The sequence below is a fragment of the Pseudomonas sp. GW822-FHT01E03 genome, assembly GCF_058802985.1.
Genome location: NZ_JBXAOQ010000009.1, coordinates 133,130 through 147,481 on the forward strand (window position 1 = coordinate 133,130; position 14,352 = coordinate 147,481).

At 62.0% G+C, this 14,352-nt stretch carries 10 protein-coding genes; all 10 read left to right on the forward strand.

Annotation, left to right across the window (positions count from 1 at the left end; all coding sequences use genetic code 11):
• Positions 1-6: 6 nt before the first annotated feature.
• The 10 genes from flgJ (at position 7) to AC1RP7_RS19125 (ending at position 14,335) form a co-directional block, all read left to right on the forward strand.
• Positions 7-1,293 (forward strand): flagellar assembly peptidoglycan hydrolase FlgJ, encoded by a 1,287-nt coding sequence (gene flgJ / locus AC1RP7_RS19080; RefSeq protein WP_218497037.1) that lies wholly within the window; start codon positions 7-9, stop codon positions 1,291-1,293.
• A 23-nt stretch (positions 1,294-1,316) separates the two neighbouring features.
• Positions 1,317-3,362 (forward strand): flagellar hook-associated protein FlgK, encoded by a 2,046-nt coding sequence (flgK, locus tag AC1RP7_RS19085; protein ID WP_492588337.1) that lies wholly within the window; start codon positions 1,317-1,319, stop codon positions 3,360-3,362.
• Positions 3,363-3,375: 13 nt separating this feature from the next.
• Positions 3,376-4,947: a flagellar hook-associated protein 3 gene (locus AC1RP7_RS19090; protein ID WP_493181646.1), complete on the forward strand. Its 1,572-nt coding sequence runs from the start codon at positions 3,376-3,378 to the stop codon at positions 4,945-4,947.
• Between the two features lie 116 nt (positions 4,948-5,063).
• A complete protein-coding gene (locus tag AC1RP7_RS19095) occupies positions 5,064-8,657 on the forward strand; it encodes a glycosyltransferase (RefSeq protein ID WP_493181648.1) in 3,594 nt (1,197 codons plus the stop codon).
• A 280-nt stretch (positions 8,658-8,937) separates the two neighbouring features.
• Entirely contained in the window at positions 8,938-9,711 is a 774-nt protein-coding gene (gene rfbF / locus AC1RP7_RS19100; protein WP_493181649.1) for a glucose-1-phosphate cytidylyltransferase, read from the forward strand.
• Positions 9,693-10,775: a CDP-glucose 4,6-dehydratase gene (gene rfbG / locus AC1RP7_RS19105; RefSeq protein WP_492624945.1), complete on the forward strand. Its 1,083-nt coding sequence runs from the start codon at positions 9,693-9,695 to the stop codon at positions 10,773-10,775. Before rfbF ends, rfbG begins: the two co-directional genes overlap by 19 nt.
• Positions 10,772-11,332 (forward strand): dTDP-4-dehydrorhamnose 3,5-epimerase family protein, encoded by a 561-nt coding sequence (locus AC1RP7_RS19110; RefSeq protein ID WP_493181651.1) that lies wholly within the window; start codon positions 10,772-10,774, stop codon positions 11,330-11,332. Before rfbG ends, AC1RP7_RS19110 begins: the two co-directional genes overlap by 4 nt.
• On the forward strand, positions 11,329-12,555 hold the full coding sequence (locus AC1RP7_RS19115) for a methyltransferase domain-containing protein (protein WP_493181653.1): 1,227 nt from the start codon (positions 11,329-11,331) through the stop codon (positions 12,553-12,555). The genes AC1RP7_RS19110 and AC1RP7_RS19115 overlap by 4 nt, the downstream gene beginning before the upstream one ends.
• A complete protein-coding gene (locus AC1RP7_RS19120) occupies positions 12,552-13,673 on the forward strand; it encodes a DegT/DnrJ/EryC1/StrS family aminotransferase (protein WP_493181655.1) in 1,122 nt (373 codons plus the stop codon). The genes AC1RP7_RS19115 and AC1RP7_RS19120 overlap by 4 nt, the downstream gene beginning before the upstream one ends.
• Positions 13,670-14,335, forward strand: coding sequence for an acetyltransferase (locus tag AC1RP7_RS19125; protein ID WP_057715904.1), 666 nt, complete (start codon positions 13,670-13,672; stop codon positions 14,333-14,335). Before AC1RP7_RS19120 ends, AC1RP7_RS19125 begins: the two co-directional genes overlap by 4 nt.
• The last annotated feature ends 17 nt before the right edge of the window (positions 14,336-14,352 follow it).

The following is a 14,352-nucleotide window of genomic DNA, read 5'->3' on the forward strand; positions in this document are numbered from 1 at the left end:
GCCATCGTGGATATGCGCAAGAGCGGTCTGGTCAGCAGCAGCGATTCGGGCTCCTATTCGGACCTCAATCGTCTGAATCAGCTCAAGGTCGGCGACAAGAACAGCGACGGCAACATGCGCAAGGTGGCGCAGGAGTTCGAATCGCTGTTCCTCGGTGAGATGCTCAAGTCCATGCGCTCGGCAACCGAAGCGCTGGGGCAGGACAATCCGATGAACACGCCGGCGGCCAAGCAGTACCAGGAAATGTACGACCAGCAACTGGCTGTTTCCATGTCCCGCGAGGGCGGTGGTATCGGCCTGGCGGACGTGCTGATGCGCCAGATGTCGAAGAACAAGCCATTGGCGCCGGGCGAGGCCGCTGCTGCATCGCTGGCCAAGCAAGAGGCTGCCAAGGCCGCCGTGCAAACGCCGGTGGCGGCGGGCACGGTTGCGGTCAATGGGCCGCTGTCGCGGGTCAATGGCCAGCGTCCATTGTGGGCTTCGCGATCGGTCCAGGCGCCGCAAGAGGCGGGCGAGGGTGGTCATCGCAATGACATGGCTCTGATCAATCAGCGACGCCTGGCATTGCCGCCGAAGCTGGCTGATCGTCTGTTGGCCGGGCTGGTGCCTTCGGCGACGGCCGCAGCCACGACGATCAACAAGACACCGTTGCCTGAGCGCGCGACAAGCACTGGCACCGGTCCTTTGTATAACGGCGACTGGCTGGCCAGCGCGCAGCAAACCTCCAGTGGCGGCATGCAGATCTACGGTCGCGCCATGGCGCAGATTCCGCTGGCGCCGGCGAAGAAAGCCTTCGGTTCCGCCGACCAGTTCGTCAACACCATGTTGCCGATGGCCAAGGAAGCGGCGGCCCGCATTGGTGTCGATCCGCGTTACCTGGTGGCGCAGGCGGCCCTGGAAACCGGCTGGGGCAAGTCGGTCATGCGTGCTCAGGACGGCAGCAGCAGCCACAACCTGTTCGGCATCAAGGCCGGCAATAGTTGGCAGGGCAATTCGGCGCGGGCGATCACCAGCGAATTCAGGAACGGGCAGATGGTCAAGGAGACGGCGCAGTTCCGCTCCTACGACTCCTACGAGGACAGTTTCCACGACCTTGTAACTTTGCTGCAGACCAACAATCGCTATCAAGATGTCGTGAAGTCGGCCGATAACCCAGAACAGTTTGTACGCGAGTTGCAGAAGGCCGGTTACGCAACCGATCCGAACTACGCGAGCAAGATTTCGCAGATAGCCAAGCAGATGACGAGTTACCAGAACTACGCTGCGGCGGGCGTTTCAACTACGCCTTTATAGGCACAAGGTATAAGGTCTGAACCATGAGTTTGCTCAATATCGGGATGTCGGGGCTGAGTGCTGGCCATAACTCGTTGGTGACGACCGGCAACAACATTGCCAACGTCGACACCGCCGGGTACTCGCGCCAGCAATCTGTGCAGAGCACCAAAGGCTCGATTCAGTACGGCAATGTGTTCATCGGCACCGGCACAACGCTGGCCGATGTGCGTCGCGTGTACAACGCCTACCTCGATTCGCAGTTGCGTACCGCCACCTCGCTCAACAGCGAAGCGGCGTCGTACAACGCTCAGGCCACTCCGCTGGACGCCACGCTTTCCGATACCAACACCGGGCTGACCGGCGTGCTGCAAAAGTTCTTCACCTCGATGCAGGGCGTTTCGACCTCGGCCACCGACGACACGTCCCGCCAGTCGGTGCTGACCGGTGCCCAGGCCCTGTCCGCCCGCTTCAATTCGATTGCCAAGCAGTTGAACGACCAGAACACCAACCTGAACGGCAGCCTGGGCGACATGGCGGATCAGGTGAACAAGCTGTCTACCACTATTGCCACGCTCAACCAGAAGATTTCCGAGCTCTCCACCGGCACCAATCAGCCAAACGACCTGCTGGACTCACGCAACGAAGCCGTGCGGCAACTGTCCGAGCTGGTCGGTACCCAAGTGGTCGAGCGTGGCAGCAGCTACGACATCTACATCGGCAGCGGCCAGCCCCTGGTGGTCGGCAACACCACCAATTCACTGCAAACCGTGCCGAGCCAGAACGATCCATCGCGCATGGCGCTGCAGCTGAACCGTGGCTCCAGCACCATCGACGTGACCTCGGTGATCAGCGGTGGTGAAATCGGTGGTCTGCTGACTTACCGCAAGGAAGTGCTCGACCCTTCGCTCAATGAGCTGGGGCGCGTGGCGCTGGTGGTGGCCGACCAGATCAACAGCCAGCAGGCGCAAGGCATCGACAAGAACGGTGACTTCGGCGCGGCGATCTTCAACAACATCAACAGTGCCGCCCTGATCAGTCAGCGCAGCATTGCGGCAGCGGGCAACAGTGCCGGCTCCGGCAATCTGGATGTCACCATCAAGGACACCGGCAAGCTGACCGCCAGCGACTATCAGGTGACGTTCACCAGCGCGACCAACTACAGCGTCAAGCGCTCGGACGGCACCGACATGGGCTCGTTCAGCACCACGACGACGCCGGCTCCGGTGATCGACGGCTTCAGCCTGAACCTGAACGGCGGTGCGTTGAGCGCTGGCGACTCGTTCAAGGTGACACCGACCCGTGGCGCGGCGGCCGGTATCCAGACCGTGCTCACCGACCCGAAAAAAATCGCCGCGGCCGCACCCTTGACCGGTGTGACCAGCGCCAACAACACCGGCACCTACACCCAGCCGACGCTGACCAGCACCATAGATATCTACAACCCGGCGGCCCAGGCAGAAATGCAGACCGCGCTCAAGAACTCGACGCCGGTCAAACTGGTGTTCGGGGCGGCCAGCGGCGGTAGCCAGACCTACAACATGGTCGATGCCAAGGGCAACTCGATCGGCACCGGCACCATCGTTCCCGGCCAGAGCAACACCCTGAACCTGAAAGTGGGCATGGTCGATGCCAGCGGTGCGCCGGTGATGGACAACAGCGTCACGCCAGCCGTGCAGAAGACCTTCACTGTGCAGACCACGGTCGGCGCCACGCCAGCGAGCGGCGAAAGCTTCACCATCAACCTGACCGGCGCGGCGTCTTCGGACAACCGCAATGCTCAAGCGCTGGTGGGTTTGCAAACCAAGCAGACCGTAGACACCGGCACCGCGAGCAAGGGCATCAGCCTGACCGATGCCTACAACAAGCTGGTGACCAACGTCGGCGCCAAGGCTGCCCAGGGCAAGTCCGACAGCGACGCCACCACGGCAATCCTGGCCAATGCCAAGGGGGCGCGGGATTCGAACTCCGGGGTCGACCTGGATGAGGAAACCGGCAACCTGGTCAAGTACCAGCAGTACTACACCGCGTCTTCGCAGATCATCAAGGCTGCGCAGGAAATTTTCACCACGCTGATCAATAGCCTTTAAGGAGTCGTAATTCATGCGCATTTCCACCGCCCAGTATTACGAAATCACCGCTGCCAACTACCAGCGCAACTTCAACAAGGCCATCGCGACCAGCAACGAAGCCAGCAGCCTGATCCGCATCAATACCGCCGCCGATGATCCGATCGGCGCCGGTCGTTTGCTGCAACTGGGTCAGCAGAGCGCGATGCTTGAGCAGTACAAAACCAACATCGGCAGCACCAAGAATGCGTTGAGCCTGCAGGAAACCACGCTCGACTCCATCGGTACGGCTCTGCAGCGCGTCAAGGAACTGGCCCTCGCTGCCAGCAACGGCATTGCCACCGACGCGGACCGCAAGGCTTATGCGTCGGAACTGGGCCAGATCCAGCAACAAGTGCTGGGCCTGATGAACTCCAAGGACGCGAGCGGCAACTACCTGTTCTCCGGTTCGAAAACCGACACCGCGCCTTACTCGCAGAACGCCGACGGCACCTACAGCTACAACGGTGACCAGACCACCATCGACCTTGGCATTGGCGATGGCATGACGGTCGGGACCAACACCACTGGCTGGGATGCGTTCCAGCAGACCATCAATACCAGTCGCACCCAGACCACCATGACTGCTCCGGCGGTGGATGACGGTCGCGTGGTGCTGTCCAACGGTACGGTTGGCACCAGCTCCACCTACAACGCGAAGTTCACTGGCGGCCAGCCCTACACCGTCAGTTTCCTCAGCAGCACCCAGTTGAAGATCACCGACTCGCTGGGCAACGACGTGACCGCCGAAGCCAGCCAGAACGGTCTGATCAGCAATGCCAACGGCGCCAACCAGACGGTCAGTTTCCGTGGCGTCGACCTCAAGCTGAACATCAACCTCAAATCCGGTGATACCAACCCGGATGCGGTGATCGCCGGCCACAGTTTCAATCTGTCTTCCACGTCGGATACCTTCAACACCTCGCGCAGCGCCGGTAACCCGTCGACCGCGGTCATCACCGGTTCCAGCGTGACCGACCCGACGGCTTACACCAACGCCTTCCCGGCGGGCGGGGCGATCCTCAAGTTCACCAGCGCCACCAATTTCGACCTGTATGCAGCCCCGATCACCGCTGACAGCAAGCCGGTCTCGTCGGGCACGGTTTCGGGCGGCAACGCCACTGCGGCGGGCGTGACCTTTGCCCTGGGCGGAGGCACTCCAGCGTCCGGTGATCAGTTCGTGATCCAGAACAACAACCATCAGACCCAGAACGTGCTCGACACCCTGGGCCAGATGATCACCGCGCTGAACACGCCAGTCGACGGCGACGCAGTGGCCAAGCAGAAGTTTCTGGGGGCCATGGAGTCGGGAATGGGCAACATCGACAGTGCGGCCAACCAGATCGGTTCGGCCATCACCACGATCGGTGCTCGCGGCCAGGCGCTGGATAACCAGACCGCGACCAACGAGAGCCTGACCCTTGCGAACAGCGAGAGCCAGAAGTCAATTCGCGATTCGGACCCGGCCGAAGTCATGACTCGCCTGACCTTGCAGCAAACCATGTTGCAGGCTGCGCAGCTGGCGTTCAGCAAGATTTCCCAGCTGGGCCTGTTCAACAAGATCTGACGGTGGTTGGGCGCGCAGGCGCCCGATGGCCTTGTCCCTTCAGTATTTATCGTCTTTTTTTGCGGTAACAAAGGGCTCGCTTTTCAGGGCGGGCTCGCGCCGCCTGTGAGCCCGCCGTGAATTCACTCCCGCTTGTCAGCCTGGTCATTCCCGCCTTCAATCCGCGCTTTTTCGGTCGTGCCTTGCACACGGCGGTGAGCCAGAGCTACGGCAATCTGGAGATCATCGTTTGCGATGACAGTCGAGGCCAGGAAATCGAAGACATCGTGGCTTCGCTGGTTGAGGAGGGGGCGAGCGTACGTTATGTGCGTAACCCGCGAACCCTGGGGCTGGTGGGTAACCTGCAGGCTTGCCTGGAGCAGGCGCGGGGCGAGTACATCAAATTTCTTTGTGATGACGACCAGTTGTTCTCGGCCTGCATCGAGCGTCAGGCGCAGATGCTCATCGATTGTGCCGACGTCAACCTGGTCGTCGCCCAGCGACTGCTTTGGGATGCTGACGACATGCCTCTGCCTTCGCGCCTGGAAAATACCCCGCTGTCCCCGGTGGGCGGGGTGTTCAAGGGGGAGGACCTGCTGGCGATCTTCGAAAACTTCCCGGTCAACATCCTCGGTGGTTTCAGCAACGCGATGTTCCGTCGGGCTGACGTGCTCGAACTGTTCCCGGCACTGACTCAGCCAGGCCATTGCTTCGTCGCGACCCTCGACTTCGCCTTGTATGTCTGCCTGATGCGGCGCGGCAACCTGGCGGTGTCCAATCACGTGCTCGGCGTCGAACGCCTGTACCCCGAACGATTGAGCGGCCAACAGTCGATGAGGGACGCAGCCGAAATCGAGCGGCAGTGGCTGTCGCAGATGCTCAAGGCACGTAGCGGCGAATCAGCGCCGGCCCAGGGCTGGGTGCGTTATCTGCCATTGACCCGGGTGGACGAGTCGCCGCGGGTTTGGGAGGAGTTGCCGCTGAGCCGGACCCTGGGCACCAAGCAGACCACCCAGGACTGGCATGTCGGCATCGCCAGTGTCAGTTTCGCGCAACTGTATGCCCAGTGGCTGGCGTGCCGCCGTCTCACCGACGGTCAGCGCGAGCTGCTGGCGGACACGTTGGAGGCGTGGCCAACAAAGCCCAAAATCGTTCCGATCATCATCGATGAGCACGGCAGCCGTTCGGCGTTGGAGCTCACCCTGCAATCTCTGGCGGATCAGGATTACGCCCCTGAACTGACGCTGGTGCTGTCGGCATCGTGCACAGAAGCCGTGCTGGACGAGCGCGTGTTCCGTTTGCCGTTGCAGGACGACTGGCAGCAGCAGATCAACGCCTTGTTACCGCAACTGGAAGGCACTGGCTGGTTCTATCTGCTGCGTGCCGGTGATCGGCTGGTGGCGCCGGCCTTGCTGGTCATGGCTGAACGCATTGCGCTGTCGCGCGCGATTACCTGTCTGTACAGCGACGAAGGTGGGTTGCATCAGGGGGAGTCGGCCGAGCCTGCCTTCAAGCCGGACTTCAACCTGGACCTGATGCGCAGTTATCCCTACGTGGGGCGAGCGCTGGCATTCGAGCGCGAGCAGTTCCTGGCGCTGGGCGGTTTCGATTCGGTGTACGGCGAACTGGCGCCACACGATGTGTTGTGGCGAATGGTCGAGAGCGGCGGTACGCAGGTGGTCGGACACGTTTCGGAGGTTCTGCTGGAGTCGGCGTTCGACCTGACCAAATGGCTGTCGCTGCCGCAAGTGGTGGACACCAATCCGCGGTTACTCGAGGCGCACTTGCAGCGCCTGGGTGTCGCCCACGGCATTCGCCAGGGCAGTTCGGCACTGCTCAATCGGGTCGACTATCACCATGAAGATCGGCCGCTGGTGTCGATCGTTATCGTCAGCAAGGACCAGACCCTGGCGTTGCAACGCTGTGTCGAGAGCTTGTTGGAGAAAACCGCGTACGGTGAATACGAGTTGCTGTTGGTGGACAATGGCAGCGAGAGCGCCGAGGCGCTTGACTGGTTCGCCGGCATGGCGCAACTGGGCAGCGACCGGGTCCGGGTGTTGCGTTACGAGTTGCAGGGCAATGCAGCGGCGGTGCGCAACTTCGCCGTGCAGCAGGCCGCTGGCGAGTATGTCCTGATGCTCAACCCCTACACGGTGATCACCCAGGCGCAATGGCTGGGTGAACTGCTCAATCATGCGCAACGTCCGGAAGTCGGTGTGGTGGGGGCCAAGCTGTTCAACCCCGATGGCCGCGTGCTGCATGCCGGCCTGATTCTCGGGCTGCAAGGGCCCGCCGGCGTGCCGTTCCATGGCGAGATGCTGCACGCGGCAGGCTACATGTACCGCTTGCAGGTCGCCCACAATTTCAGTGCCGTCGGCGGCGACTGCCTGATGGTGCGCAAGGCGGTCTTCGATGCGGTCGGCGGCCTGGATGAGCAGGGCCTGGCGCACTCCCTCAACGAGGTGGACTTGTGCCTGCGGGTCGGCCAGGAAGGTTATCTGGTGGTGTGGACGCCCCACGCGCAACTGGCCTTGGGCGCGCAACCGGCGGTAGTTGCGCAAGAGGGTGACCAGGCCCGGAGCGAACAGGAGCAGGAGGTTTTCTATAAGCGCTGGCTGCCGATCGTGGCCCGTGATCCGGCCTACAACTCCAACCTGGCGTTGCAGGGGGTGGGCGGGGCAAGCTTCAGTCTCGAGCCCGGCTTGCGATCCGGTTGGAGTCCGTTTTCCAAGGCGCAATTGCCGAAGATTCTCGCGTTGCCGGTCAACGCATCCGCCATTGGCCATTATCGGGTCACGCAACCGCTGATCGAACTGGAGGCCGCCGGCAGGGCGCATGGGCGCATTCATTACAACCTGCCGACCATCATCGAAGTCGAGCGCCATTCGCCTGACGTGATCATCTTGCAGGGGCGCTATTCCGAAGGTCCGATCAACGAAATCCCGAGCCTGCAAAAATATTCCAGCGCGCGACGTATCTATGAGCTGGATGACTTTGTGATCAACGTCCCGCACCGTAATGCGCATATTCGCAATATGCCGGGCAAGGATGAAATGGAGGCGCTGGTCCGGCGCGCCATCGGCATGTGCGATCGCGTGGTGGTCTCCACCGAACCGCTGGGTAACGCGTTGTCGGACATGCATCACGACATCCGCGTGGTACCCAACATGTTGGCCTCGCACTTGTGGACCGATCTGCGCAGTCAGCGCCGCACTTCGAAAAAGCCTCGGGTCGGCTGGGGTGGCGGCACCAGCCACCACGGTGACCTGGCGGTCATCGCCGATGTGGTCCGCGAATTGGCCAATGAAGTCGACTGGGTCTTCTTCGGCATGTGCCCGGACGATTTGCGCCCGTACATGCATGAGTTTCATGGGGTGATCGGGCTGGATGTGTACCCGGCCAAGCTGGCCAGCCTGAACCTGGATCTGGCATTGGCGCCGTTGGAGTTCCACATCTTCAACGACTGCAAGAGCAACCTGCGGCTGCTGGAGTATGGCGCGTGCGGTTACCCGGTGATCTGCACCGACACCGAAGCCTATCGCGGCTACTTGCCGTGCACCCGGATCAAGACCAACTCCACGGATGAATGGCTGCAGGCGATCCGCATGCACCTGGCCGATCCGGACGCCAGCTATCGCATGGGCGATGAGTTGCGCGAGATCGTGCTGCGTGACTACGTGCTGCGCGGCGACAATTTGCGCTACTGGGAAAATGGCTGGCTGGCGGACTGACCGTTCGCGCATCCATCCCGTCCAGGCAGGCGACGTTGAGTCGCCTGCCTTTTTTTTGCCGCCAGGTTTTGCAATCAGCGTTGAAGATGCCCGCCAGGCATTGCCCGGTAGCGGATTGAAAGAGCTGGCGCGTTTCCTGCAAGTCCCCCTTATATCGCCATAAAACGAGCACTTCCGGGGAGTCCGGACGTGTCCTGAACGGCGGCAGGTTTAACCCAGATGGCCCCGCAAAAGCTTGATACAGCTTGGCTGAGCCCTGTGACGAACAAGAGGGAAGGGGATGAAGGCAGTTATTTTGGCGGGTGGCCTGGGTACGCGGATCAGTGAGGAGTCGCACCTCAAGCCCAAGCCGATGATCGAGGTCGGCGGCAAGCCAATTCTCTGGCACATCATGAAGCAGTACTCCGCTCACGGAATCCACGATTTCGTGATCTGTCTTGGCTACAAGGGCTATGCGATCAAGGACTTCTTCGCCAACTACTTCCTGCACACCTCCGACGTCACGTTCGACATGCGCAATAACCGCATGGATGTTCACCAGAACTACAGCGAGCCATGGCGCGTCACGCTGATCGATACCGGCGAAGAGACCATGACCGGAGGCCGGTTGCGCCGTGCCCGACGCTACCTCGAAGACGAAAAGGCCTTCTGTTTTACCTATGGCGACGGCGTGTCGGACCTCAATATCGGTGCGTTGGTGGGTTTCCATCTCAAGCACGGAAAGCTGGCGACCGTCACCGCGGTACAGCCACCAGGTCGCTACGGCGCCCTCAATCGCGATGGCGACAAGGTCTTGGGCTTCACTGAAAAACCTCGCGGCGACGGTGGCTGGATCAATGGCGGGTTCTTTGTCCTGTCGCCCAAAGTGCTGCCGTTGATTGACGGCGATGAAACCTCGTGGGAGTCCGGCCCGCTGGACGGCCTGGCCGAGCGCGGCGAACTCATGGCGTTCCAGCACGACGGTTTCTGGCAACCGATGGATACCCTGCGCGACAAGAATCACCTCGAAGCGCTGTGGCAGAGCGGGGAGGCCCCATGGAAGCAATGGGACTGAGCCCGCAATTCTGGCGCGGCAAGCGCGTGCTGGTCACCGGCCACACCGGGTTCAAGGGCAGTTGGCTGACATTGTGGCTGCAAAGCCTGGGTGCCGAGGTCAGCGGGTTTTCCCTCGACCCGTCCACCGAGCCGAGCCTGTTCGAACTGGCCCGGGTTCACGAAGGCATCAATGATCAGCGCGGCGACCTGCGTGATCTGGGGGCCTTGCTGGAACTGATCGCCGAAACCCAGCCGCAGATCGTTCTGCACCTGGCGGCCCAGCCGCTGGTGCGCGAAGGTTATCGCGACCCGTTGGGCACGTACTCCAGTAACGTCATGGGCACGCTCAACCTGCTCGAGGCGATCCGTCAGGTGGGCGGCGTGCGCGCCTGCGTGCTGGTGACCACCGACAAGGTCTACGCCAATCAGGAATGGCTGTGGCCGTACCGCGAAAACGAAGCGTTGGGCGGTCATGATCCCTACAGCAGCAGCAAGGCGTGCTGCGAATTGCTGGCGCAATCCTATGCCGCCTCGTTCTTTGCGCCGCAAAAGCATGGCGAGCATGGTCTGGCGTTGGCCACGGCCCGCGCCGGCAATGTGCTCGGTGGTGGCGATTTTGCCCCGGAGCGGCTGATTCCCGACGTGTTGCGGGCGTGGTCGGCGGATGAGCCCGTGACCTTGCGCTATCCCCAGGCGGTGCGCCCATGGCAGCACGCGCTGGAACCGCTGGCCGGCTATCTGCAACTGGCGGCCGGCCTGTTTGAGCAGGGCCCGCAATTCGCCGGGGCGTGGAATTTCGGCCCCGGTGAAGCGGACATGCGCAGCGTCGGTGAAGTGGTCGAACTGCTCGCCAGCCGCTGGCCGCAAGCACGCGGGCTACGCATCGAACCGAGCGATATGCATGAGGCCGGCCTGTTGCGCCTGGACAGCAGCCGCGCCCGTCAAATGCTGGGCTGGCAACCGCGCTGGTCGTTGCAGCAGTGCCTGACCCAGACCCTGGATTGGCATTTGGCGTGGCAGAACGGCGATGACATGCGCGCCGTCAGCCTGGCGCAATTGAACCTGTACCGAGGCACGCTGTGAGTGAATTTCTGCTGAAGACGTTGCCGCTGAACGGATTGTTCAGCGTGCAGCACAAACGTTTCGAGGACGAGCGCGGGCACTTTTCCCGGTTGTTTTGCGAAGGCAGCCTCGGTGCGTTTGGCCAGGCGTTTCATATCCGCCAGATCAATCACTCCTGCACCCGCGAACGCGGCAGCGTGCGTGGCCTGCATTACCAGAATGCCCGTGCACCGGAAGCCAAATTGATCACCTGCCTGCGTGGTGAAGTCTGGGATGTCGCGGTGGATCTGCGTCCCGACTCCGAGACTTTCCTGCACTGGCACGCCGAACACCTGCGTGCCGGCGATGGCCGCAGCCTGTTGATTCCTGCCGGGTTCGCTCATGGCTTCCAGACCCTGAGTGCCGATGCCGAGCTGCTTTACCTGCACAGCAACGACTACACGCCGGAACATGAAGGCGGGTTGTCGGTGCTCGATCCACGGCTGGCGATTGCCTGGCCGTTGCCTGTCAATAATCTGTCGGTGCGCGATGCGAACCATCCGGCGCTCGATGAACACTTTGCCGGAGTGCGTCTATGAACTGCCGTGGTTGCGCCGCTGCGCTGGCCCTGCCGCTGATTGACCTGGGCACCTCGCCGCCGTCCAACGCTTACGTGCGTGCCGATCAGCTGGAGCAGGCCGAACAATGGGTGCCGTTGAAGGTTGCCGTGTGCCAGCAGTGCTGGCTGGTGCAAACCGAGGATTACACCAGCGCCGACAGCCTGTTTGATGCCGAGTACGCCTATTTCAGTTCGTTCTCCAGCACCTGGTTGGCCCATGCCGAGCGTTATGTGGCCGAGATGGTCGAACGCTTCGGCCTGAGCGTCGACAGCCGTGTGGTGGAAGTCGCGGCCAACGACGGTTACCTGTTGCAGTACGTGGCCGGGCGCGGCATCCCTTGCCTGGGCGTCGAGCCGACCCGCAGCACCGCGCAAGCGGCGCGGGAAAAAGGCTTGGAGATTCGTGAGCTGTTTTTCGGTCGCGACACCGCCGCGCAATTGAAAAGCGAAGGCTGGGGCGCCGACCTGATGGCCGCCAACAACGTGTTGGCCCACGTCCCGGATATCAACGATTTCCTCGGCGGCTTTGCGACCTTGCTCAAGCCGACGGGTGTGGCGACTTTCGAATTCCCGCAGTTGCTGACCCTGATGGCCGGCCAGCAGTTCGACACGCTGTACCACGAGCATTATTCCTACCTGTCGCTGACCGCTGTGCAGACCTTGTGCGAGCGCAACGGCCTGCAAGTGTTCGACGTCAGTCAGCTCCCGACCCATGGCGGCTCGCTGCGGGTCTTCGTCCAGCGGCTGGACGGCGAGCGTCGCGAAGTGCAACCGACGGTTCAGCAACAGCTGCAGGCTGAACTCGCCGCCGGGGTGAAAACCCCTGAGTACTACGCGACCCTGGCGCCCGCCGCCGAGCGCATCAAGCATGACCTGCTGCGCTTCCTGTTGCAGGCCAAGGCCGATGGCAAGCGCGTGGTCGGCTACGGCGCCGCCGCCAAGGGCAACACCTTGCTCAACTACGCCGGGGTCAAGCCGGACCTGCTGGCCTGGGTGGCCGATGCCAACCCGCACAAGCAAGGCAAGTACCTGCCCGGTAGCCGCATTCCGATCGTGTCGCCGGCACAAATCGACATCGAAAAACCGGACTACGTGCTGGTGCTGCCGTGGAACCTGCTGGATGAGATCACCCAGGCCTTTGCCGGCATTCGTGCATGGGACGGTCGTTTTGTCATTGCCATTCCCGAGTTGATCATTCGATGAGCCGAATTCATTACACCAAACCCAGTGTCGGTGAGCTGGAAGCCGACTACGTACTCGATGCCGTCCGCCATGGTTGGGGAGAGCGCTGCTACGAGTACCTGACCCGCTTCGAAAAGTCCTTTGCCGAGCACGTGGGTGCGACCTACGCGATTGCAACGTCCAGTTGCACCGGCGCGCTGCACATGGGCATGGCGGCGCTGGGCATCGGTGCCGGCGATGAGGTGATCCTCGCCGATACCAACTGGATCGCCTCGGCTGCGCCCATCACCTATCTGGGTGCGACACCGGTGTTCGTCGACGTGCTGGCCGACAGTTGGTGCCTTGACCCGCAGCAGGTTCGCCGGGCGATTACCCCACGGACCAAGGCGATTCTGGCGGTGCACCTCTACGGCAATCTCTGCGACATGGATGCGCTGCTGGCCATCGGTCGTGAGTTTGGCCTGCCGGTCATCGAAGACGCCGCCGAGGCGATCGGCTCGCAGTGGTGCGGTCAGGCGGCGGGTTCACTGGGCGCGTTCGGTGCGTTTTCCTTTCACGGCACCAAGACCATGACCACCGGCGAAGGCGGGATCTTCGTGACGTCGGACAAGGCCCTGTATGACCGGGTATTGACCCTGTCCAACCATGGCCGGGTAGCGGGCAGCAGCAAACAGTTCTGGCCGGATTTCCTGGGCTTCAAATACAAAATGAGCAACCTGCAGGCGGCCGTCGGTTGCGCGCAGGTTGAACGGATCGACGAGCTGATCGAACGCAAGCGCGCGATCTTCGCCAACTATGCCCAGGCGCTGGCCCTGCTGCCGGGCCTGTCCATGAACCCTGAGCCCGAACACGCACGCAACGGTTACTGGATGCCCACCGTCGTCTTTGACCGCGAGCTGGGGATCACGCGGGACATGTTGATTGCAGCCTTCCAGGCCGCCGATATCGATGCGCGGGTGTTCTTCTGGCCGCTGTCGTCCTTGCCGATGTTCAGCGAACTGACTGCTGACTCGCCCGTGGCGCATGCGCTGCCGGAGCGCGCGATCAATCTGCCGAGTTATCACGACATGACCGATGACGATCAGCAACGGGTCATCGAGGTGCTGCGCGCGCTGGTACTCAAAAGGACGCGGCTATGAAGGTTTACCTGCTGGGAGCGGCCAATCCTGAAGCGGTACGGATGATCCACACCCTGCAACGCAGCCAGCCGGACGTGCAGTTCGCCTTTCTCGATAACGATCCGGCGAAGCAAGGCACGCTGTTTTATGGCGTGCCGGTGGTGGGTGGTACCGACAAGGTGGCCGAGCTGAAAGGCCCCGATACACGCTTTGTCAATCTGATCACTGGCACCACGGCGCTGCGTTACCGGACCACCTGCGAAATCGTCGAGGCCGGCGGCACCCTGGGCAACTTCATCCACCCGGGCATCGATTTGACGATGATCACCATGGGCGTCGGCACTTATCTGCAAGAGGGCGTGATCATGCAGGCGCAAGTCAGCCTCGGTGATAACACCAGCATCAGCGCCGGCAGCGTCGTCGGGCATGAGGGACAGATCGGCCATTCGGTATTCATGGCGCCGGGTGTCTGCATTGCCGGTTGCGTCGAGATCGGCGACGGCACCTTCATCGGCACCAACGCCACGATCCTGCCGCGATTGCGCATCGGTCGTTGGGTCACCATCGGTGCAGGCGCCGTGGTGACCAAAGACGTTCCAGACTATGCGGTTGTGGTGGGCAGTCCCGCCAGGACCATCAAGACCAATCCTGCTTCCTTTCAAGACGGTCGGGTTTTCAATTAACCACCGCACCAATTTCC